Raw genomic sequence first — 20,937 nt, forward strand, 5'->3', positions numbered from 1 at the left:
CCTCAATTCTATCATCAATCATCTTGTGTCAGAGAAACAGCATTCACCCTACCGACAGAGTTTTATCATCTCTCTTTTGTGATTGTGTAAGAGCCGCCATTTCATTAGTTTTCATTTCCAGAAAAATATTACCTAAATCCTGAGTTTCCGCAGCTTTCAGCGCTTGTTGATATGAAGCCGCGGCTTGCGGCAACTGGCCCGATGCCGCATATACATCCCCTTTTATCTCGTTAATTAGGGGCAAGTAAGTTGTATCTACGGTTTGATCCAATTCATTTAAGGCTTTTTCATACGATTTTTGTGCGAGCAAGAGGCGCGCAGTGCGGATTTTTGCAATCTGCCTTAATGCGGGCATCTTTGAATTCGCCGCAACAAACTGCAAATGCTCTTGTGCCTTCTCGTATTTCAAACGTGTCACCATAAGTTTGGCCAGAGTTAAATGCGCAACATCGGCATAGACAGTACCATTATATTCCTTAATGAGCTGGTTGGCATAAGACTGGATACTTTTATTATCCTGATTCGAATAGGCAATGAGCAAGTGTTCATAAGTATTAGAGGCAAGCTTGTCAATTTTTTCCTGATGCCAGTGCCAATACTTATAGGCAGCGGTTGCCAGGAGAATAAGCGAAACGGCAATAATAATGATGTTGTTATATTTTTGCCACCATTTTTTAATTGCTTCAATTTGTTCTTCTTCCGTCATGTAAACCGACATGCTGTTCTCCTGCCTTACTGCAAATAATTCTGTATATAAAAACCCAGCTCTTGCTGAGGTATTGTTTTCTGTTCATCAGGTTCACGCAAGTTCTTGATGCTGATTTTTCCTTGCTGGATTTCATCGCTGCCAAGTATAAGCGCTAGACGTGCCCTGCTTTTATCCGCCTTTTTAAACTGGCTTTTAAAACTACCCCCTGCCGTATTGACAATAATCTGCAATTCTCCATGGTCATTACGCAATTTTTCTGCAAGCTTTACTGCACGAATTACAGCCTCATCACCCACCGCGATGAAAAAGATATCAGGCACAGATTCAGGTATTTCAATTTGTGATACCTTTTCTTGCAGGAGGAGCAAACGCTCAAGACCTATAGCAAATCCAACAGCAGGCGTAGGATTACCGCCAATCTGCTCTATTAAGCCATCATAACGGCCGCCTGCGCAAACGGTTCCCTGGCTGCCCAAATGCCCTGTGACCCACTCAAATACAGTGTGGCCATAATAATCCAGCCCGCGAACCAAAAACGGATTAATTGTATAGTTGATGCCGAGTTCTTCTAATCCTGCGCAAAGACCAAAAAAATGGCTTTTACTTCGTTCACTGATTACATCAATTAATTTTGGCGCGGCACTTATCAGGGATTGCATGTCAGGGTTTTTACTATCCAAAATCCGCAAGGGATTGCGCAGAAGCCGCTTCTTGCTGTCCTCATCGAGAAGCGAGTAATTGGCTTCAAAATAACTGACTAATTGCTCCCGATAAACCTGACGCTCTTCCAATTCTCCAAGAGTATTGATTTCTAACTCCACGGCATGGCCCAGCCCAAGCTTTTGCCATAATCGTTGGCAAATTGAGATAAGCTCAAGTTCAATGCCAATGCCTTCTATTCCCAATGCCTCAACGCCAAATTGATAAAATTGCCGGTAACGGCCTTTCTGCGGCTTTTCATGGCGAAACATAGGCCCGCAATACCAAAGTTTTTGCTGCTGGTTGTGCAAAAGCCCGTGCTCCAGGCAGGCGCGCACGCAACCTGCAGTACCTTCTGGCCTTAATGTCAGGCTATCTCCATTCAGATCAGTGAAAGTATACATTTCTTTTTCAACGATATCGGTCACTTCACCAATGGTGCGCTTGAACAGTTGCGTGCTTTCCAGCAGCGGTGTCTTGATTTCTTTGTAGCCGTATTGTATTAAACAGCGGGCAAAAGCATCCGTTAAAAAGCGCCAACGGCAGCTCTCTTCAGGCAATATATCATTCATTCCCCGTACTGCTTGAATCCTTTCAGTCATGCTGAATCTCCAAAGCGCTGTAATTGCTGTTCTTTGAAGACAATATGGAACGCATGTTGGATAAATCTGTCAGGCGGATGTCTGCTTCAGACCGGGTATTTTTGGGCTCATTTTGCTGGCTGACATTTTTGGGGAACAAGCGTTCATTTTCCTTATTTTTGTACCACCACATGGCGACAGCAACCAAAACACTGATCGCAAAAAGCGCGGTCACTATCTTCACAATATGTTCAGCCCGATTTGTTTCCCGCCGGCTTTGCCACAATGCCCTTTCTGGTTTTCTTTCAACTGCATGAAGGCTGTTAAACGTTTCAACTAAAGGCTCAGCCGGTATATCCAGGAGTTTTGCGTAAGCGCGCAAATACCCTTTGATAAAAACTGGTTCTGGCATGCTATGGTAATCATCCGCTTCAAGCAGTTCAATAATGCGCACGCGCAAATGTAATTTCCCGGCAACATAATCAGTACTGAATCCTTTTTCCTTGCGAATTGCCGCAAGTTTTGCTCCTGGTTTTTCCTGTTCTTGCTCTTCTATTTCATCCAAGGTCGTTACTGTGTTCATCTTTCACTCCGGTATTTTCCGAAAAATTGCTTAATCGCTGTAAATAGGATCGATAGTTTGCCTCGAGGTCTTTATCACCTGCGCGGTGCGCAATATCCGCCGCTAAAGAAAGCAAGCGGGAGTCTCGCAATGAAAGCGCCGGGTATTGTCGAAGTAAATTGAGCGCTTCATTAAGATGATTCCTGTTTGCTTCGAGTTTGACTAATTCATAGAGCGACTGTTTTCGCGAAGGATCCTGCTCCAGAGCCTTGTTAAAATAAAACGCTGCTTTTGCAGTATCAGGAATAGCCAAGGCGCATAAACCGGCATTCTCATATGCAGCCGCCGTATTTTCATATTGCACATCTTTAACCGCACGCAAAAAATAGTTTTCTGCTTGTTTATATTGTCCCTGCCGGCATAAAAACGCGCCATAATTATTTAATTGGGCGCCGTTATTGGGGGCAAGGGACATAGCCTTTTGATAATAGACCTGCGCTTTATCCAGAACTCCCGTTTTTTCCAGAAAGTAAGCCATTGCTGCATTTACATTAGGTGAATCGGGCGCCTGTTCAAGCGCTATCAATAATTTTCTCTTGGCTCGCGGCCTGTCTCCCTGCTTTAAATAGGCAAGGCCAAGCCTTGTATTAAAAGAGGCAGCCTCATTCAGGTTGTGCTCTTTCACAACAGATTCATTTTCTTCTGCATTTTTTCCGCATGAGGTAGCGAATGCCAAGACAACAGCACAAAAAAAGCAACGAAATTTCAAATGTTACTCACAATGAAGTTTGAATGGGAGTCATTATAACCGTGAATAGAGATGAGTCACAAATTAATTTCCTGACAAATTGCTTGCTATTAAAAAATGGCTACAGCATGTAGCTTTTTTATCAGCGATTGTCAAAAAAACCGTAATTTGGACATTATTCCGTTGCTTTTGCCTTGACTGGCATAAAATGCAGTTTTTGCCAACGCGCCGAGCGGCTTGTTCTATCATTTACATTGCCAGCCAGCTGGCCGCAAGCTGCATCAATATCATCACCGCGGGTTTTTCTGGTAATGGTGTTAATCCCCTTTGCCATCAGCTGCTCCCGAAAGGCATTGATAACAGGTAAAGGCGAGCGTTCATACTGTGTCATAGGAAAAGGGTTAAATGGAATGAGGTTTACCTTTGCAGGAACATTGTGTAACAGTTTAATTAATTGCGCAGCATGCTCAGGCTGATCATTAATCCCTTTTAGCATCACATACTCAAAGGTAACTTTTCGCTTTGGCTCATCCTTAAAATAGTTTTTGCATATATCCATCAATTGTGCCAGAGGATATTTTTTGTTAATGGGTACAAGCTCATTCCTTAATTCGTCATTAGGGGCATGCAGGGAGACAGCAAGCGATACAGGGCTTACTTCACGCAAGCGCTCCATATAAGGCAAAACACCGGAGGTACTTAAGGTTACTCTTCTTTTGGATAAGCCGTAGGCATAGTCATCCATCATGATATCCATAGCGGATACAACATTTTCAAAATTAAGCAGCGGCTCTCCCATGCCCATCATAACCACATTGGTTATACGCTTATCGTGCGTAAAATTATTTCTGGATAATTCTCTGACTGCGAGCCATACCTGACCAATAATTTCCGCAGTAGAAAGGTTGCGGTTAAAGCCTTGTTTTGCAGTTGAACAAAAACTGCAATTTAACGAACAGCCAACCTGAGAGGATACACAGAGCGTGCCTCGTGTCGCTTCTGGAATAAAAACGGTTTCAATACAGTTATTACAATCCAGTTTCAGTAACCATTTATGTGTACCGTCGCTGGATTGTTGACAGTGAATCATTTCCGGCAAGCGTATTTCGGCAATCCGACTGAGCAATTCACGCAATTTTTTACTCAAATTTGTCATTTGGGTAAAATCTCTGCAACCTGCCTGGTGAATCCACTGCATCAATTGCTGGGCGCGGTAAGGCTGTTCGCCGTATTCTTTTAAAAATTGACGCATTTGCTGATGGTTGTAATTCAGCAGGTTGATTTTTTCACTCATAACATTCTCACAAAACCGGTCGCCGAATCCGTCGCATCATTTCCTTGTGTGGATTTCTTCTGGTTTGAAGAAATAGGCAATTTCCTGAGCTGCTGTTTCAGGGCTGTCTGAACCATGTACGGCATTCGCATCAATACTCTCAGCAAAATCCGCACGGATTGTTCCGGGTGCCGCTTCTTTCGGATTGGTAGCTCCCATAATCTCACGATTTTTGGCAATTGCATTTTCTCCTCGCAACACCTGAATCATCACCGGACCTGAAATCATAAAAGAAACCAAGTCATTGAAAAAAGGTCTATTTTTATGCACGGCATAAAATCCTTCAGCCTGTTCTCGAGTCAGATGCATCATTTTCGCAGCAACAATATCCAGTCCAGCTTCTTCAAATCGTGTATAAATTTTACCAATAACGGATTTAGCAACAGCATCTGGTTTAATAATAGACAAAGTTAACTCGGTTGTCATTTCAGGCTCCAATTTAGGTTAAAAAGCCAGCATTATACATGAAATGAAGGCACACTGACTAGGAGCAGAGAATAGCGAGCCAGGACAAAATCATATTTTGACTGCATTATGCTGGAGGAAATCATCCATCTGCTCATGATTCAGGATGTACTTCTCCAATCTCCCGGTCAAAATTTAATGATTGTAAATTTTCCTTTTCCCTGGCTTCATCAGGGTGATAATCGGGAAGTGATTTAATCAATTCATTTGCTTTGAGAATCGTGTCAAAAAAGCGCTTGCGAAAAAGACGCAAATTTTGTGCAATTTCTTCAGCCCTGGTTAAATACGAGGAAAGGAGTTGATCTATTTCCGCTTTATGTTGGTGAAACTGGGTAATACTCGGGCTCAGCTCGGAACGCATTTCTCGGTTGAGGCTTATTCCAAGGTTTTTTTCAATTTCATCCCAAAATGATGAAGATTCAGCGAGCATTTCATCACTTAAATCATAATGAATGATCGCAACTTTGATGGCCTGCATGACTGCTTCCTGGGATTGATTGACGCCATGATGCTGTAGAATCGCTTTACATTTTTTAGCCGCAGTGTTTAATGAATTTTGGAGCTCACGCGATAACTTAATTAAACTTAACTGGCTTTCGCCAATTAACGTTTGATGGGCAATTTCCAGCTGGCTAAACTCATCACCCAAATTAATCAGTTTTTTTCTTTCCTCTTCAATCTCTTCGCGCGTGTTGGCGCCTGGCGCGCTTGCATCTTTCTCATTCTCCCCTGATAGCAGGTAATCAATGAATAATTTTTGCGCATAGACCTGATAATCTTGCGTTTGCTGAAGAATGATTCCATTGAATATATTCTTTAAGGGAACCCGCAACAGCTGATAATAAATGCTGCGGGGATTTTTTATCGCTGTAATCAATTCATCATGCTTAAGACGAATATTAAATGTTTCAAGCACCCGTTCTGCGGTTAGGATCCCATAGGTTGAGAGCCATTTTTTTAAATCAAGATCAGTCGCTTCATTCATAATTCATCTTATAAAAAACCATTTATTTTTATAAGTATATACAGATTATCACCTGATGCGAATGTTTTTAGGCTCTGTTGGATAGGGAAGGCTGCCAGTTAAACTCCTGCTGTGAATGCGCCAACTTGATTTTTTTTGAACAGGCTGATAAAAAGCATCTCCTGACAACAAACTGACATTTTTCTGCTGACGAGTGGATAGTCGAAAAAATGTCGCCAAAAAAAACCGGAACACCATTTGTTATGAAAGAAACAAAAGAAATAGATGAGCTGTTGCAGTTTCTTCGGATTCCTTCACCCAGGGAATGGTTAAGCCATGCGGTTCTGCAACTGCCGCTCCTCCTCGTTGATCATGCGCATTGCGAAAGAAAGGCCGCGGCTACCGCAGTTAATTTTATCAGCAAATATCCAGAAAAAACCGATTTGGTTGCGGTTATGTCGCCCCTCGCCCGGGAAGAATTATTGCATTTTGAAAAAGTAGTGGCTTTGTTAAAGGCAAGAAATATTGCCTTTACAGCCCTTAAGCCTTGCTCCTATATGCTTAGGCTCCATCAGGAAGTGGCGGTAAATGGGACAAATGAACGGCTATGTGATCAGCTTATTGTCGGCGCCATTATCGAAGCGCGTTCTTGCGAACGATTTTATGCCTTGAGTTCCTTAATTAATGATAGTGATTTAGCCAGATTTTATCTTACTCTTGCCCGATCTGAAGCCCGGCATTTTAGAGATTATTTGCGGCTTTCGCGGTTATATGGAAAAAACACAGACAAGCGGATTGAGGATTTTCTCAATATTGAAAACGAACACATTTATCAAATTGAAGAAGTATTCCGCTTTCACAGCGGAATACCTAAAGCAGTCTCTTGATCAACTTCGGGCAAGGCGGCATGGTTCAATGGATTATAGGCTAGGTCTTGGGGAATTATATTCGACATTAACCTCATGGCGTTGGCCAAGATAGTTGGCAAGCCCGCTCTCACCGTCATTTAAAAGCTCCTGAAATCCGTCTTTGGTAAGCCTGTGCCCATTCCGGTCAACAAAAACATTTGCCTCATCGCGGGACTGCTGATACCCATTAGTCTGCAGCCAGGAAATAACGCCTCTTTTAAATATTTCATCCGTGCCCGGCGGCAATATGGTACCGTCTGAAGCCGTGACATTTAAACCATTCAAATCGAGTTTGTTATCGTCGGTAAATTCAACGCCCTGAACTTTAAAATCCGGCATTTTATTGCCGAATTTATCTTCGAGTTTGTGAAGAAGCGGTCGGAATGTTTTGTCAAAAATAGCTCCAGCAACCTGGCCGCCTAAATCAGAGGCACTGATGGCTTCATTTAACTTCAGACAGACATTTACAATCTGGCTGTATGCGGAAGTCCAGTTATCAAATCCCTGGTAACCGCTCTCAATCATCTTTTCGGCCAGGTCTTTAACAGCTTTCCATTTTGGTTCGGCATTTGCATTTTTTTGTTCCTGCTCTCCCTGTCTTTTTAAAGCCTGAATGCGGCGTTCTTCATCCCTCTTTTTTTGCAGGTTCTCTTTGATATGCCGTTGTAATTCTGTGTCTGCCATGTTAATCCTCCACAAGAAGGTCAAAATAAAAACCACTTGACTTATGATAGCACAACAATAATGGATTGTCATCCCAATCGCTCAAGACATACTGCTGTAAAATTTTGTCTTGAGTTTCATGGTCGTGCGAGCCTGGCCTGTGTATATGGCCGTGTATGATGGTATCAGCTTTTAACTGTTGCATATGTTTCAGCATGGCTGATGGCACAATTTGGAGCATATATTCACTTTTGCCGCGGTTTCGCTGACTGGTTTGCCGCATTTTTCGCACAATTTTGCTTCGGATTTTCCACGGCAATTTTAAAAAAAAGGCTGGGAATAATGGATTTCTGGTCAACAATCGCAGTAACTGATGCCCGCGATCTTTGGTGCAATAGCGATCGCCGTGTACCAGCAAGATCTGCTTTTGTCCAAGCGTGATGATCGCCGGTTCTTCAAGCATTTTTATTTGAGCATGTTTTGCAAATTCCTGACCCAGCAAAAAATCCCGATTTCCCCGAATAAAATAAACTGCGATATCATGTTCCGCAAGAAGCGACAAACGCCTTGCGATAGAAAGGTTCCAGTCATCCAGGGCATCATCACCCGGCCACACATGAAAAAAATCGCCAAGAATATAGACTGATTTTGTATTTTTAATTGCCCAATCAATGAATAAGTTAAAGCGCTGTGTAATTGCTGACTCTTCAGGGTGAAGATGCAGGTCTGAAATGAATACTGCTTCAATCATACTGGTTCAATATGGATGCGATCATCCTGAAGATATATTTGGCAAGGCCCGCCAAGAGGCTCAATCGCATCACTCAAGCGATAAAAACCAGCGATGGAAACCAGCTCTGCCTCAAGTGACTGGCAAAAAATTCGGGCTTGCTTGTTGCCTTCAATGCCCGCGAGCGCCCTGCCTCGCAAAGGGCCGTATACATGAATATGCCCATCGGCTAACAGTTCAGCGCCATGACTGACAGCCGCGGTAATAACCAAATCGCCTTTACTGACAACCTGCTGGCCGGATCGTACGGGATGGGTTATCAACTTACTGCGTATGGGTTCAAAAACCGTGACTGGTTCTGGCTCATGAGAATCGAACGCCGTCTTATCAAAGCTCGAGTTTGCATGCAAAATAGCAAGGCCGGCACTTTGGGCGGCTGAAACAAGCCACCCTTGCTCCCCTTGTACAGCAACCGGGATTAACCCATGCGCCCGTATATGGCGGCAATAGATCCCAAGGTTCAACGGCTGACTAATAACAGAACAATCAATTACCACAGGCGTATTCGTGAACAATCGCGGAGCCTTGGCAACAATTTCAGCAAGCTGGGCGGTAAACAAATCCTCGTCGGGCTCCAGAAGCGATATCACCGTGAAGGTAAAGAGCCTTCCTTTAAGCTTGAAAGCCTGGGTTTTAAGTAGGGTTTCTGCCATAGTTGTCTTGTTAAAATTTGACAAAATAAAAATCCCCTGGTTTTTGCAATCATATTTAACGGCGTTGGCGGTTTCTCGATGCCCAAGCGCTATGAATACCGCAGAAGGCACAGGGTTCTGGCAAGAAACGTCAACATATCGTATAGGAAATACTGAAAAAGCAATGAGATAAGATCGCTAATTACCAGCCAATGAGTATATACTAGCATGCATCAATCAATAACAGAAGGTTTTCTATAGTGGAGAAATTGTGGCTTAAGCATTATCAAGAAGGCGTTTCACATGATATTGATATGAGTCGGTATTCATCCATTAACGCTTTATTTGAGGAATCCGCAAAACAACATCAAGATAAAATTGCCTATGCCAATATGGGTACAGGTCTGACCTTCAGGCGACTGGATCAATTAAGCCGGCAATTTGCCATATATCTTCAGCAGCTTGGTTTGGAAAAAGGCGAAAGAGTTGCCATCATGATGCCCAACTTGCTGCAATACCCCATCGCTCTTTTTGGAATATTGCGAGCCGGATTGATTGTTGTCAATACGAATCCATTGTATACGCCGGATGAAGTTATGCATCAAATGAATGATTCCGGCGCAAAAGCCATCGTTGTAGCGGCCAATTTTGCACAAACCGTAGAAAAAGCTTTGCCAGATATGCCTATGCTGCAGCATGTTGTCGTGACACAAATTGGCGACATGTTTCCATTAATCAAGCGCTCTATTGTAAACTCTGTTGTGCGGCATGTTAAAAAAATGATTCCTGACTATCATCTTCCCCAGGCAGTTGGCTTTAGAAAAGCGCTGCACATTGGGAAACGCGGCAGCCTGAAGAACAATCCTTTAAATCATGATGATATCGCTTTTTTACAGTATACAGGCGGCACAACAGGAATCGCCAAGGGCGCGATGTTGACGCACGGCAATATGGTAGCCAACATCCTTCAGGCGACAAGCTGGCTTAAGCCGCTGGATTTAGATAGCGAAGAGATTATTGTTACCGCCCTGCCGCTTTATCATATATTCTCCCTGACTGCCAATTGCCTGACGTTTTTAGCACTTGGGGCAAAGAATATCCTGATAACCAATCCGCGGGATATTACCCAATTTATCAGGGAAATTAAGAAAACGGGCTTCACTGCCATTACAGGGGTGAATACCTTATTTAACGCATTATTAAACCACCCTCAATTTGATGAAATTGATTTCAGCCGGTTAAAGCTTGCCCTTGCTGGCGGTATGCCTCTGAAAAAAAGTGTCGCCATTAAATGGAAAGAAAAAACAAATGCGCCAATTCTTGAGGCTTATGGACTTACCGAAACCAGCCCTGCTGTAACCATTAATCCTCTGTATCTTCAAGAATATAATGGCAGTATTGGTTTACCGTTGCCATCGACCGAGATTTCGATACGGGATGATGATGGTCAAGAACTTCCCCCGGGTGATAAAGGCGAATTATGCGTTAAAGGTCCACAGGTTATGCCTGGATACTGGCAACGGCCGGATGAAACTTCGCTTGTTTTTTGGCCTGATGGTTTTCTGCGTACGGGCGATATCGCAACTGTTGATGAAAATGGATTTGTTTATCTCATTGACCGAAAAAAAGAAATGATTCTGGTTTCAGGCTTTAACGTTTACCCTAATGAAGTAGAACAAGTCATAAGCCTTATGCCGGGTATCCTTGAAGTAGGCGTTATTGGCGTTCCTGAAAACGACAGCGGAGAAAAAGTCAAAGCCTGCATCGTCAAAAGGGACGATAATCTCACCGAAGAAGCCATTATCACCCATTGCCGCAAACATCTAACCCCTTATAAAGTTCCAAAGATTATTGAATTTTACGATGACTTGCCCAAATCCAATGTGGGCAAGATTTTAAGACGGGCTTTAAAATAAAGGCATGACGCGCGGGATTGGGAGAGTAATACCTGCATAGCTCATATCAATAAAACGAATAAAATGATGAGCAAATTTTTGACTAACCGTTATTTAAATTGCCAAATGACCCTATTTGATCAGAGTTTTAATCTCGCATAATTGTTTCATAATGCGAGCTGTCGCTCCCCAGACAAAGTGCTGGGAAGCAATAAATTGGCAGCTTTGGATAACTTTTCCGTATTTGGAAACAATAATGTCTTGATAATTCTCCTGACAGGTGACTTCCCTCACTGGAAGGGCAATAACCGCAGAGACTTCATTCTCATTCATTAAAAACGGTTGAAGCTTTGTAATGGTTGCAAGCCATGGGTAAATGACTGTTTTGGCATGAGTCCTTTCTGGAGATAATGCCTCAATGCGGTGTACACGATCCGCCTGAATGCCCAGTTCTTCTTCTAATTCCCGCAAAGCTGTTGTCCATAAATCCTTGTCACATGACTCCCACCCTCCTCCAGGAAAACAGATTTCTCCAGGATGGGTACGCAAATGCTGACTGCGTTTTGTCAGTATTATAGAATCTGAATCCTGTTCATGAAGCACAACAACAGCAGATTTATTACACATTAAATTGCGATTACTGGTCATTTACTCCTCAAGGTGTCTGGATATTTTAAAAACTTTCTACAATTGCTTTAATTTTAGTATAGCATTCGTCATATTCTTCCTCGCACTTTGAGTCAATCACAATCCCTCCGCCAGCAGATAAATACATATTCTCTTTTGTAGCAGTTATGGTACGGATAGCAATATTCGTATCAAACCGGCCATGCCGGGAAAAGTATCCAATGCTTCCGCAATATACTCCTCGCGCGTATGCTTCTTGTTCAAAGATTATCTTCATGGCTTCTCGCTTGGGCGCGCCGGTTATGGAACCTCCTGGAAAACAGGCAGCCAAAGCATTGATCGGGGCGCAATCTGTCCGGCACTGGGCAGATATATCGCTCACCAGATGGTGGACTGAGTGATAACTCTGCACGGAACAGAGGGATTCAACCCTTACGCTGCCAGGTACTGCTATCCTGCCCAGATCGTTACGCATCAAATCCACTATCATGGTATTTTCCGCCCGGTTTTTTTCTGAGGCTATAAGAGCCGCTTGCAGTTTTTGATCTTCTGCAGGATCCAGGGAGCGTTGAATGGAACCTTTGATTGGCGAGGTTAAAAGATGACCTTGGTTGCAAAATAAAAATCGCTCAGGTGAAAAACTAATCACATCTGCTTCAGCAAGACGTAAGAACGCAGCGTATGGAGTAGGGTTTTTTCTGCTGACGCATTTATAAAACAGCCAGGGATCTCCACTAAATTGCGCAATAAAAGGCTGCGTGTAGTTAACCTGGTAGGCTCTTCCCCGTCTCAAATCACGATGGATGGCATTAAAAGCTGCTTTATACTCATCTTTGGATATTAGAGGAACAAATGATTGGCTCAGAGAAAAAGTCCTTATATTCTGAGCATGATTCCAGCGCTTTAGAATATCTTGAACAAGATATGCTGTCTCAGGTTGCTGATTGGCTGCGATTAGGAATACTTTTTTTTCTAAATGATCGGCAATGATAGCCCAGTCATAAAAGCCCAAATCAACAACCGGCATATTGGCGAGCAAAGGATGCCTTGTTGCATGAAAACCTGTCAGATGAGCTGCAAAATCATAAGCTATATACCCTAATGCCCCTCCCTGAAAGGGCAAATCATTGTGATTTTTTGCCTCAGGAAGCAAGCGCAGTATTTCATTGTAAGTTTGGACAATTTCCTTGCTTTCTGCAGTATACCGCAAGCGATGATATGGACAGGCTGTAACAATGTCATAACGTCCCCGCCTTTTGTCAGAGCTTTCAAGCAAGGCAAAACCGGGAAGGCTGCTTAATGCCTGGTAGCGCTCAATTAAATCTGGCTCATAGGCCAGCAACGAAACGGATATACTGCTCATTTTATCGCCAAAAAAATAATGGAAGGTTATTTCATATTCACGTAAAAAGTAAAGTAACATTTTTTTGGTAAGTACAGTGAGCCCAAATGACACCGGAACTGATTTTTAAATTCTTGCCTATAATTAAAGTATTAAATTGCAGGCATTGTCGATTTTAACTGGATTATTCTTGCCCTTATGGTAAGCAGAGTTATGGCCCAAAAACAAAAAAACTTAAATCTAGCTCTACAGGGAGGCGGCGCGCATGGTGCTTTAACCTGGGGCATTCTTGATAAGCTTTTAGAAGATGGCCGAGTCAGGTTTGATGCCATATCTGCTACCAGTGCCGGTGCAATGAATGCTGTTATTTTAGCTCATGGCCTCATCAAAGGCGGGAATGATGGCGCAAGGGAGGCACTCCACGAATTCTGGAAAAGAGTCAGCGAAGTGGGAGAGTTTTTTAGCCCAGTAAGGCTCACCCCTATCGAAGAATTTTTCGGCGTTAAGCCTGAACAATCCATTTCCTTTTATTTCTTTGATTTAATGCAAAGAATGTTTACCCCAAGCCAACTAAATCCGGCTAACTTCAATCCATTGAGAGACATTTTGGTTGATCAGGTTGATTTTGCAAAAATCAGGGATACCGGGTTAGTAAAAGTTTTTATTTCCGCGACTAATGTTAAAACAGGAAAAATTAAAATTTTTACCAATAATGAACTGTCTGCTGATGCCGTTATGGCTTCTGCCTGTCTGCCATTCATTTTTCCCACAGTTGAAATCGATGGGGAGTTTTATTGGGATGGAGGGTATATGGGGAACCCTGCCCTTTTTCCGCTTATCTACAATTCTTTATGTCCGGATATTCTAATTTTGCATATTAATCCAATTAACCGCGATCAATTACCTGAAAACGCCACAGATATCTTAAATCGTATGAATGAAATCAGTTTTAATTCTTCCTTGCTTAGGGAAATGCGGGTTATCGCCTTTATCAGCAGGCTGTTGGACGAAGGAAAAATTAAACCTGAATATCGAAAAGAAATGAAGCGGGTTTACATGCACGCCATACGCTCAGATATCACCATGCAATCCTATTCGGTTGCCAGTAAACTATTGCCTTCCTGGAAATTTCTCAAAAGCCTGTATGAGGAAGGCAGAAGAGAAGCTGAAGACTGGCTAAAACAACATTACCGCCACATAGGGAAAAAAGCTTCGATTGACATCAACGAATATCTTTAACGAGGATTAATTTGGAATCCGGCAGCTTCTGCTAGATGAAGTTGCGATCGAAGAGTCTCTTGGCTGCCTTTTAACAGATCTAACAAATCCCAATCTAATTTGGGCAAATGAGTCTTAAGGCATTTTTCCATTCGTTATACCATGAATTTACCTGCTCATCCTGAGAGGGGATAAAACTTCTTTCACACTGCCATTTTTCTTCCAGTTCATTTAATGAAGTATATAATCCAGAGCCAAGCCCGGCAGCCATTGCCGCTCCCCGGGCAGTTGTTTCAACATCTTTTGGCCGTTCAATTGTTAAGTCACACTGGGAAGAAAGATATTGCAAAAACCAGGAATTGGCAGCCATGCCTCCATCAACACGAAAACATGATATCGGCTGCTGATAATCCTGACGCATAGCGAGCAATACGTCACGTGTTTGATAGGCTACACTTTCAAGGGCTGCACGGGCAAAATGTGAAGCGGTGCTGGTTCTTGACAGTCCGGTAATTATCGCCCCGTGTCTGGATAGCCAATGGGGAGCGCCAAGTCCGGTAAATGATGGGATTAAATAAACTCCTTCATTACTGGACAAACTCCGGGCCAGTGATTCCGTATCTGATGCCTGTGAAAACAGTTTGAGTTCATCGCGCAACCACTTTATAGTAGTTCCTGCATGATAAATGCCCCCTTCAAGCCCATAGGCTGTTTTCCCCTGTAGACGGTAGGCAACGGTCGAGAGCAGCTTGAATTGTGAAGAGATGACATCCTCACCGGTATTCAACAGTAAAAAACCGCCTGTGCCGTAAGTCGCTTTCATTGCTCCTTGAGTAAAGCAACATTGTCCAATCAAGGCAGCCTGTTGATCTCCTGCCACCCCGGTAATTGGGATGGTTCTGCCAAATAGGCGTTTGTCTATCTCACCAAATGCGGCATCACAGTCCCTAATCTCAGGCAAAATACCAAAAGGGATATTGAATATCGCTAATAACTCCTTGTCCCAGATTTGCTCATGGATATTGAACAACATTGTTCTTGAGGCATTGGTGATATCAGTCAGGTGTTTTTTGCCTCCAGTTAAACGCCAGATGAGAAAGCTATCAATGGTACCAAAAGCAAGCTGTTCCTTTTTAGCAAGTTTGTTTGCCTCTTTTATATGATTGAGCAGCCAATGGATTTTCGAAGCAGAAAAATAGGGATCAATAACCAGGCCAGTTTTTGCAAGAATAATCTCTTGGCAATCATTTTTTAAATTTTGACAGAATTTTTCCGTACGTCTATCCTGCCAAACAATGGCAGGTGAAAGACAATGGCCGGTTTTTTTGTCCCAAAGCAAGGTAGTTTCACGCTGATTGGTGATGCCGCAGGCAACAATTTTTTTACTGTCTACACAAGAAATAACATCTTTTATCGCTTGCAGGGTTTTTTGCCAGATCTCTTCCGCATCTTGCTCGACCCACCCTGCTGCAGGATAATGTTGCGTTATGGGATACTGACTGTTTTGAATCAACTCTCCCGAGGATGAGTAAAGCATAGCTCTTGTGCTGCTGGTTCCTTGATCGATTGCGACAAGATAGCTCATGGATAATGGCCTCTCTTCAAAAAGATGATTATAAACAGATTATTAGTAAGGAAAAAATAAGAATGCAGCAGGTTTATGATATTGCCATTATTGGAGGCGGTATTAACGGTTGTGGCTGTGCGGCAGACGCTTCATCGCGAGGGTTGAGCGTGTTTCTTTGTGAACAGGATGATCTCGCGGCACATACTTCATCACGCAGTACCAAATTAATCCATGGCGGTCTGCGTTACCTTGAACAGCGAGATTTTTCCCTGGTTAAACATGCGCTTGAAGAGCGGGAAGTGCTCATGCAATCAGTGCCTTATCTGGTTCGCCCTTTGCCCCTGTTTCTTCCTTATAAAAAAAACATGCGTCCCCAGTGGTTTATTCGTCTTGGACTATTTATCTATGATCATTTAAGCCGGAAAAATAGCCTGCCCAAAAGCAAGTGGTTAAAACGCCTTAAGGATCCAGTCTACTTCAAGTCTCTTCAAGATACGTTCGATAGAGGATTTTTATTTTATGACTGCACCGCTGATGATGCCAGGCTTACTTTAGTCAATGCGCTGTCCGCCAAAAACAATGGCGCTAAAATTTGCACCCGTACCCGATTGCTTAAGGCTGAAGTCCAGGATAATCAGTGGATTTTAACCATGCACACTGCAAATCAGACACAATTTTCAATACGGGCAAAAGCAGTCATTAATGCCGCAGGCCCCTGGGCGGAAGGTGTAAATCATTTACTGAATGTGAGCAACACTAAAAGCCTAAGCCTTATCAAAGGCAGCCATCTGGTTGTTCATAAGTTGTATGAAGGCAATCATGCCTATTTTTTACAGCATAGCGACCAGCGTATTGTGTTTGTTATCCCCTATTACAACCATACCATGATAGGAACCACTGATGTGCCTTATTCAGGTGACAGATCACCAATTCATATTGATCCGAATGAAATCGATTATCTATTAAACATTGTTAATCAATATTTTAAGAAACAGGTTAAGCCCCATGAGATTATTCATAGCTGGAGCGGCCTAAGGCCGCTAATTGCAGCACCCGGCAGATCGCCACAAGCTCTAAGCCGAGATTACACCTGGCAGTTTTTTACAAACCCTGCGCCAACTTTAACCATTTACGGAGGGAAAATCACCACATACCGGCAACTCAGCAAAAAAATTGTGGATACGCTCCGGCCAATTTTTCCGGACATGGGCGAGTCAGTTACAGATAAAATACATTTGCCAGGCGCAAACTATAAGGGAAAGTCCTTTGCTGATTATTCTTATTGGGCAAAAGAAAAATATCACTGGCTGGCAGAAGATACCTTAAACCGCTATCTCTCTTTATATGGAACGAGAGCAGAACTCATCCTAAAAGATGCTAGGCAAATATCAGATTTGGGAACTCATTTTGGCTGTACACTCTATCAGGCCGAAGTGGATTATTTAATTCAGGAGGAGTGGGCTAAAACTTCTGAAGATATTTTATGGAGGCGAACAAAACTCGGCTTTGATGTAAAGAAAGCGACAAAGTCAGCTTTGGAAAATTATATGAGCTCCATATAATCCTGGACGTTATCAGGTAATTGCTTACCTGTTTTGATGCCGTCGGAACGCAGCGATGGAGCTCTTGAATCAGCCACAATGGAAACTGTGAAATCCACAGGGCTTTAATTGTTTATTGCTGTAGAGAAAAAGAAGGCTCCTCTTGCTCATCTTCATGAGAGTCATCATTGCCATCAAAACCAAGTAACTGAACTCTTGCCTGCTGGGCAGTCATCCCTAAATTGCGCAGATGGGTTGCAGATTCAATTACCGGAAGAGGCAGAGATTGGTCCTCAAGCCCATCTTCAAGAGAATCGTCATTACCATTAAAAGCAGACATCTGCCCTCTTAGCTGCTCGATAGCCAGCTCCAAACGCGCAAGAGCTGCAAAATCAATGGTCGGAAAGCTTTCCTGATGGGAATAATCAATTGGGTTGATTAGATTAGCACGAGGGATGCCGTGAGATCCAAAAAAACCATAATTGCTCAAATGGCTATTTTCTTCACCTTGGGTTCTCAAATGTTCAATAGCAATACCCTTTTTGTCTGCCAAAGTTTTTATATGAACCGCATCTTTGGGATGGAATTTATCATTAGTTAGGGGATTAAGCAGCCATTTGGAGTCATATCGTTCACCTAAGGGATTACCGCGGTAAGCACGGGTATTATGATATTCGATTAAGTTTTTTAGAGAAAATTGATGCCCTGTCGAAACAAAAATCTTATCCTCCTCCTCGATTTCATCACAAGAGATAGGATCATTTTTATTAATGGGCTTGAATTTGGCCAAATCTATTAAAGCTTCAAAAGCAACATCAGAAAGAGAGCTATGGCCTTGTTTCAAATTATTTTGGGAAAGTAATTTATTGAATCGGGCTCTTAAATTTTCAATTATTTCCTCCTGGATCGTGCCTGGATCTAATTGATTTATCTTATTTAGCTCACTTAGTATTGCGATAATTTCTTGAGAAAGATTTTGATCCGCCAAGTTAGAAAATTTGGCCAGGTTTTCAATGGTTGCGCCAAATTTCCCTGTGATAATTTTTACGTCTGAAAACTTAAGATCTTTGTCTTTGGAAGATGCAAATAAGGTCATGATTAAGATATTTGTTAAGGTTAATTGCTAAATTGTACTAATAATTATCATAAAATGCAATAAATGATCAAATATCTCAAAACTGATAAACGCTTGAATTTTTTTAGCGGCCTGCCTGCCTCCTCGCTTATAGGGGAATATGCATTACCCGCTAACTATTTTTTTCCTCATCTTCAAGCTGTTTTCGGATTTTACTGACATCGACACTTAAGGACTGCTCAACCAATTCTTCCAGAGTTGAGGCAGGCATGCTGCCGGATTCAGAATAAATGGCAATTCCCTGTTTAAAGACCATGAGATGTGGGATAGAACGAATTTGAAACAGTTCAGCAAGCTCTTGTTCTTTTTCAATATTAACAGATGCAAATAAAATTTTATCTGAAAATTGAGCTGCAATTTTTTCATATATTTTGGCAAATTGCTTACAAGGCGCGCACCACTCTGCCCAGAAATCAACGAAAAAGATTTCATGTTCGGCAATTAATACTTCAAACTGATCCTTGCCTATCGCTTGTACATCGCTTCCAGACATATCACCCTCCTTGTTTTATCGCCTGTAATATCCGGTTGAAAATGGTTTCAACATCTCCTATTCCTTCAATATGATGAAATCGTGGAGCACGCTCATCACGCCCTGCCCATTCGCGATAATATGCAATCAGAGGCTCTGTCTGCTCGTGGTAAACTTTAAGACGCTTTCGTACAATGTCCTCTTTATCATCATCCCTTTGAATCAATGGCTCCCCTGTTATATCATCAACGCCTTCTTTTTTAGGCGGATTATATTCAGTGTGATAAACCCTTCCCGAACCTGGATGGATTCTGCGGCCGCTGATTCTTTTAACGATTTCTTCATCATCTACGGCAATTTCTATCACATGATCAAGATCTACCTCTGAATTGGTCAAGGCTTCAGCCTGAACAATGGTTCTTGGAAATCCATCCAGCAAAAAACCTCCTCGGCAATCATCAAGTTGCAGGCGGGATTCTACAAGTTTTATCATGACCTCATCAGGCACTAAGCGCCCCTCGTCCATGATTTTTTTTGCGGTGAGCCCAAGCTCCGTTCTTGTTGCGATTGCAGTCCGCAACATATCTCCAGTTGAGATTTGAGGAATATTAAAATAGCTGGCCAATTTTTCTGCCTGTGTTCCTTTTCCAGCACCAGGGCCGCCTAATAACATTAACCGCATAAGTCCCATTTTTAACTCCCCTATAATTTATGGCCAGAAGATGTTGGATTTGCTGACTGACTATAAATATGCACAACAAAATCTCATATCGTACCGGTTCATTTAGTTTTTGTCATCCCAATGCGCAGCTAAATCAAACCCACTCATCAAAAAAACCTGGCATCATCGCGAACTTCATTGCAAAATCCAGAAATGATTTTATGGCAAGCTGACTGAATACGGAACTTTTTATACCAGACTTTGTCTCTTGCGGGCGCCGGCCCATGATGATTTCACCACAAGGCCAGCCAGTTTTTTCGCCGCAACGATTGTTCACATCCCGTTAACTGCACCTCATAAATTCGAGCACGTCTTTTAACTTTTTGCGCAACGTGGATAAGCCACTGCTTTTTTAAATATGTTTTTCGTTGAAAACCGCCGATACCTTCGTGATAGGCAAGATATAAAGCATAAGGATCGTTGCGTGCAATTCCTGCCTTTTGATAGGCAAGATTCGTATACCATCCGATAAAATCAACCGCATCACCAAAATCATCTCTGGAAGACCAAATACTTCCGTTATGTTTTTTATAATCACTCCAGGTTGTTTTAAGGGCCTGCGTGTATCCATATGCAGAAGACGGCCTCTTCCATGGAATAATCCAGAGAAGTTTGGTGCGCTCAGGGCGCGCTTTGCCGTTAAATTTAGATTCCTGATGAATAATAGCCATTTGTACTGGAATAGGCACGCGCCAACGGCGTTGCACATCTTTTGCTTCTCTGTACCAGTTCGGATATTGTTTAAATATATGGCAAATATTCTCAACATTGGCTGGAGGCGGTTTCACGCAGCCTGTCAGGAATAAAACGGGCAGTATGAACAAAATCCTGATATTGATGAAATAATTCACAATGAGATTGATTCCCAAATAAGATAAGGCAAACAAATTTAAGCAAACTCAAAAAAAATAGCAAGAACGAGCCGTGTCATCGCCAAGCTCGCTGATCCTGAAATGACGAGGCGGCTCTTATCTTTGCCCTGCTCCGGCCTGATGATGGAAGGAAAAATCATCATTTGATCCCAAACACGGTAGTTGGTTAAACATGGCCGAGATAGAATTAAGCCATTTGTTTCGGCAGTGTTTGAATCGACGATTAACAAATATGGATGAGATGGCAAATGAAGTGAAGGCTTAGGTAGACTGAGGGTTGTTTTGCTCGATCAAGTTTATTTTCCATTGTCTGTTCCATTTTTTGATGTGTTTTTCTCTGATTATTGCTTCATAAACATCAGAGTGAATTTCGTAATAAACTAGGCGATGAACACTATATCTTTTAGTGAATCCCTCAGCCAAACCTTTCTTATGTTGGTAAATTCGTTGCACAAGATTACTGGTAATCCCAGTATAAAGGGTTCCATATGCC

General features: G+C 42.5%; 22 protein-coding genes and 1 pseudogene. 5 read left to right on the forward strand and 18 right to left on the reverse strand.

What is annotated here, in order from left to right:
* Positions 1–43 precede the first annotated feature (43 nt).
* The 7 genes from Llon_RS07165 to Llon_RS07195 form a co-directional block, all read right to left on the reverse strand.
* The gene (locus Llon_RS07165) at positions 44–718 is read right to left on the reverse strand and encodes a YfgM family protein (protein WP_058529375.1); all 675 of its coding nucleotides are present in this window, start codon (positions 716–718) and stop codon (positions 44–46) included.
* Positions 719–732: 14 nt separating this feature from the next.
* Positions 733–2,010, reverse strand: a complete 1,278-nt coding sequence (gene hisS / locus Llon_RS07170) for a histidine--tRNA ligase (protein ID WP_058529376.1) — start codon at positions 2,008–2,010, stop codon at positions 733–735.
* Positions 2,003–2,572: a helix-turn-helix domain-containing protein gene (locus tag Llon_RS07175; protein WP_058529377.1), complete on the reverse strand. Its 570-nt coding sequence runs from the start codon at positions 2,570–2,572 to the stop codon at positions 2,003–2,005. Before Llon_RS07175 ends, hisS begins: the two co-directional genes overlap by 8 nt.
* Positions 2,547–3,320 (reverse strand): type IV pilus biogenesis/stability protein PilW, encoded by a 774-nt coding sequence (gene pilW, locus Llon_RS07180; protein WP_058529378.1) that lies wholly within the window; start codon positions 3,318–3,320, stop codon positions 2,547–2,549. The genes Llon_RS07175 and pilW overlap by 26 nt, the downstream gene beginning before the upstream one ends.
* A 154-nt stretch (positions 3,321–3,474) precedes the next feature.
* Positions 3,475–4,593: a dual-specificity RNA methyltransferase RlmN gene (gene rlmN / locus Llon_RS07185; protein ID WP_058529379.1), complete on the reverse strand. Its 1,119-nt coding sequence runs from the start codon at positions 4,591–4,593 to the stop codon at positions 3,475–3,477.
* Between the two features lie 36 nt (positions 4,594–4,629).
* Complete coding sequence (gene ndk, locus Llon_RS07190) at positions 4,630–5,058, reverse strand: nucleoside-diphosphate kinase (RefSeq protein WP_058529380.1); 429 nt, start codon at positions 5,056–5,058, stop codon at positions 4,630–4,632.
* Between the two features lie 133 nt (positions 5,059–5,191).
* Positions 5,192–6,082, reverse strand: a complete 891-nt coding sequence (locus Llon_RS07195; RefSeq protein WP_058529381.1) for a hypothetical protein — start codon at positions 6,080–6,082, stop codon at positions 5,192–5,194.
* A 209-nt stretch (positions 6,083–6,291) separates the two neighbouring features.
* Here Llon_RS07195 and Llon_RS07200 point away from each other — a divergent pair, with 209 nt between their 5' ends.
* Positions 6,292–6,948 carry a MiaE family protein gene (locus Llon_RS07200; RefSeq protein WP_412754035.1) on the forward strand — a complete coding sequence of 219 codons (657 nt, stop codon included), beginning with the start codon at positions 6,292–6,294 and terminating at the stop codon, positions 6,946–6,948.
* Positions 6,949–6,981: 33 nt separating this feature from the next.
* Here Llon_RS07200 and Llon_RS07205 read toward each other — a convergent pair whose 3' ends face one another.
* Genes Llon_RS07205 through minC form a run of 3 tightly spaced genes read right to left on the reverse strand, consistent with a single transcriptional unit; the run spans position 6,982 to position 9,075 of the window.
* The gene (locus Llon_RS07205) at positions 6,982–7,653 is read right to left on the reverse strand and encodes a hypothetical protein (RefSeq protein WP_058529382.1); all 672 of its coding nucleotides are present in this window, start codon (positions 7,651–7,653) and stop codon (positions 6,982–6,984) included.
* A gap of 1 nt (position 7,654) precedes the next feature.
* Complete coding sequence (locus Llon_RS07210; RefSeq protein WP_058529383.1) at positions 7,655–8,383, reverse strand: UDP-2,3-diacylglucosamine diphosphatase; 729 nt, start codon at positions 8,381–8,383, stop codon at positions 7,655–7,657.
* Positions 8,380–9,075 (reverse strand): septum site-determining protein MinC, encoded by a 696-nt coding sequence (minC, locus tag Llon_RS07215; protein ID WP_058529490.1) that lies wholly within the window; start codon positions 9,073–9,075, stop codon positions 8,380–8,382. Before minC ends, Llon_RS07210 begins: the two co-directional genes overlap by 4 nt.
* A gap of 239 nt (positions 9,076–9,314) precedes the next feature.
* Here minC and Llon_RS07220 point away from each other — a divergent pair, with 239 nt between their 5' ends.
* On the forward strand, positions 9,315–10,970 hold the full coding sequence (locus Llon_RS07220; RefSeq protein WP_058529384.1) for an AMP-binding protein: 1,656 nt from the start codon (positions 9,315–9,317) through the stop codon (positions 10,968–10,970).
* 111 nt (positions 10,971–11,081) lie between these two features.
* Here the strand turns inward: Llon_RS07220 and Llon_RS07225 are convergent, their stop codons facing one another.
* Together Llon_RS07225 and pabB are read right to left on the reverse strand one after the other, a co-directional pair.
* Positions 11,082–11,597: an NUDIX hydrolase gene (locus tag Llon_RS07225; protein WP_058529385.1), complete on the reverse strand. Its 516-nt coding sequence runs from the start codon at positions 11,595–11,597 to the stop codon at positions 11,082–11,084.
* A gap of 25 nt (positions 11,598–11,622) precedes the next feature.
* Complete coding sequence (gene pabB / locus Llon_RS07230) at positions 11,623–12,939, reverse strand: aminodeoxychorismate synthase component I (RefSeq protein ID WP_058529491.1); 1,317 nt, start codon at positions 12,937–12,939, stop codon at positions 11,623–11,625.
* Positions 12,940–13,131: 192 nt separating this feature from the next.
* On the opposite strand from pabB, the gene Llon_RS07235 reads away from it, so the two are divergent.
* Positions 13,132–14,157, forward strand: coding sequence for a patatin-like phospholipase family protein (locus Llon_RS07235; RefSeq protein ID WP_058529386.1), 1,026 nt, complete (start codon positions 13,132–13,134; stop codon positions 14,155–14,157).
* A 94-nt stretch (positions 14,158–14,251) separates the two neighbouring features.
* Here Llon_RS07235 and glpK read toward each other — a convergent pair whose 3' ends face one another.
* Positions 14,252–15,721: a glycerol kinase GlpK gene (gene glpK / locus Llon_RS07240; protein ID WP_058529387.1), complete on the reverse strand. Its 1,470-nt coding sequence runs from the start codon at positions 15,719–15,721 to the stop codon at positions 14,252–14,254.
* Between the two features lie 62 nt (positions 15,722–15,783).
* Between glpK and glpD the strand changes: the two genes are divergently transcribed.
* Positions 15,784–17,265 carry a glycerol-3-phosphate dehydrogenase gene (glpD, locus tag Llon_RS07245; protein ID WP_058529492.1) on the forward strand — a complete coding sequence of 494 codons (1,482 nt, stop codon included), beginning with the start codon at positions 15,784–15,786 and terminating at the stop codon, positions 17,263–17,265.
* A gap of 112 nt (positions 17,266–17,377) precedes the next feature.
* Here glpD and Llon_RS07250 read toward each other — a convergent pair whose 3' ends face one another.
* The 4 genes from Llon_RS07250 to Llon_RS07265 form a co-directional block, all read right to left on the reverse strand.
* Positions 17,378–18,340: a hypothetical protein gene (locus Llon_RS07250; protein ID WP_058529388.1), complete on the reverse strand. Its 963-nt coding sequence runs from the start codon at positions 18,338–18,340 to the stop codon at positions 17,378–17,380.
* A gap of 151 nt (positions 18,341–18,491) precedes the next feature.
* Complete coding sequence (locus tag Llon_RS07255) at positions 18,492–18,872, reverse strand: thioredoxin family protein (RefSeq protein ID WP_058529389.1); 381 nt, start codon at positions 18,870–18,872, stop codon at positions 18,492–18,494.
* Position 18,873: 1 nt separating this feature from the next.
* Complete coding sequence (gene adk / locus Llon_RS07260; RefSeq protein ID WP_058529493.1) at positions 18,874–19,533, reverse strand: adenylate kinase; 660 nt, start codon at positions 19,531–19,533, stop codon at positions 18,874–18,876.
* A gap of 272 nt (positions 19,534–19,805) precedes the next feature.
* Positions 19,806–20,423, reverse strand: coding sequence for a transglycosylase SLT domain-containing protein (locus Llon_RS07265; protein WP_242601658.1), 618 nt, complete (start codon positions 20,421–20,423; stop codon positions 19,806–19,808).
* 163 nt (positions 20,424–20,586) lie between these two features.
* Between Llon_RS07265 and Llon_RS11750 the strand changes: the two are divergent.
* A pseudogene (locus Llon_RS11750) lies at positions 20,587–20,706 on the forward strand (IS630 family transposase); the annotation flags it as partial.
* Here Llon_RS11750 and Llon_RS11315 read toward each other — a convergent pair.
* On the reverse strand, positions 20,706–20,937 hold a 232-nt coding region (locus Llon_RS11315), incomplete at its 5' end, for a GIY-YIG nuclease family protein (RefSeq protein ID WP_083503283.1). The pseudogene Llon_RS11750 and the gene Llon_RS11315 overlap by 1 nt on opposite strands.

The organism is Legionella londiniensis (assembly GCF_001467825.1).
Lineage (GTDB): Bacteria > Pseudomonadota > Gammaproteobacteria > Legionellales > Legionellaceae > Legionella_A > Legionella_A londiniensis.

Coding starts and splice junctions, on each gene's coding strand:
- Llon_RS07175 (WP_058529377.1), bottom strand. CDS start 2,572: ATGAACACAGTAACGACCTTGGATGAAATAGAAGAGCAAGAACAGGAA.
- Llon_RS07205 (WP_058529382.1), bottom strand. CDS start 7,653: ATGGCAGACACAGAATTACAACGGCATATCAAAGAGAACCTGCAAAAA.
- glpD (WP_058529492.1), top strand. CDS start 15,784: ATGCAGCAGGTTTATGATATTGCCATTATTGGAGGCGGTATTAACGGT.
- Llon_RS07235 (WP_058529386.1), top strand. CDS start 13,132: ATGGCCCAAAAACAAAAAAACTTAAATCTAGCTCTACAGGGAGGCGGC.
- Llon_RS07225 (WP_058529385.1), bottom strand. CDS start 11,597: ATGACCAGTAATCGCAATTTAATGTGTAATAAATCTGCTGTTGTTGTG.
- Llon_RS07250 (WP_058529388.1), bottom strand. CDS start 18,340: ATGACCTTATTTGCATCTTCCAAAGACAAAGATCTTAAGTTTTCAGAC.
- adk (WP_058529493.1), bottom strand. CDS start 19,533: ATGCGGTTAATGTTATTAGGCGGCCCTGGTGCTGGAAAAGGAACACAG.
- glpK (WP_058529387.1), bottom strand. CDS start 15,721: ATGAGCTATCTTGTCGCAATCGATCAAGGAACCAGCAGCACAAGAGCT.
- Llon_RS07165 (WP_058529375.1), bottom strand. CDS start 718: ATGTCGGTTTACATGACGGAAGAAGAACAAATTGAAGCAATTAAAAAA.
- minC (WP_058529490.1), bottom strand. CDS start 9,075: ATGGCAGAAACCCTACTTAAAACCCAGGCTTTCAAGCTTAAAGGAAGG.
- rlmN (WP_058529379.1), bottom strand. CDS start 4,593: ATGAGTGAAAAAATCAACCTGCTGAATTACAACCATCAGCAAATGCGT.
- ndk (WP_058529380.1), bottom strand. CDS start 5,058: ATGACAACCGAGTTAACTTTGTCTATTATTAAACCAGATGCTGTTGCT.
- Llon_RS07195 (WP_058529381.1), bottom strand. CDS start 6,082: ATGAATGAAGCGACTGATCTTGATTTAAAAAAATGGCTCTCAACCTAT.
- Llon_RS07210 (WP_058529383.1), bottom strand. CDS start 8,383: ATGATTGAAGCAGTATTCATTTCAGACCTGCATCTTCACCCTGAAGAG.
- pabB (WP_058529491.1), bottom strand. CDS start 12,939: ATGAGCAGTATATCCGTTTCGTTGCTGGCCTATGAGCCAGATTTAATT.
- Llon_RS07255 (WP_058529389.1), bottom strand. CDS start 18,872: ATGTCTGGAAGCGATGTACAAGCGATAGGCAAGGATCAGTTTGAAGTA.
- Llon_RS07200 (WP_412754035.1), top strand. CDS start 6,292: ATGTCGCCAAAAAAAACCGGAACACCATTTGTTATGAAAGAAACAAAA.
- hisS (WP_058529376.1), bottom strand. CDS start 2,010: ATGACTGAAAGGATTCAAGCAGTACGGGGAATGAATGATATATTGCCT.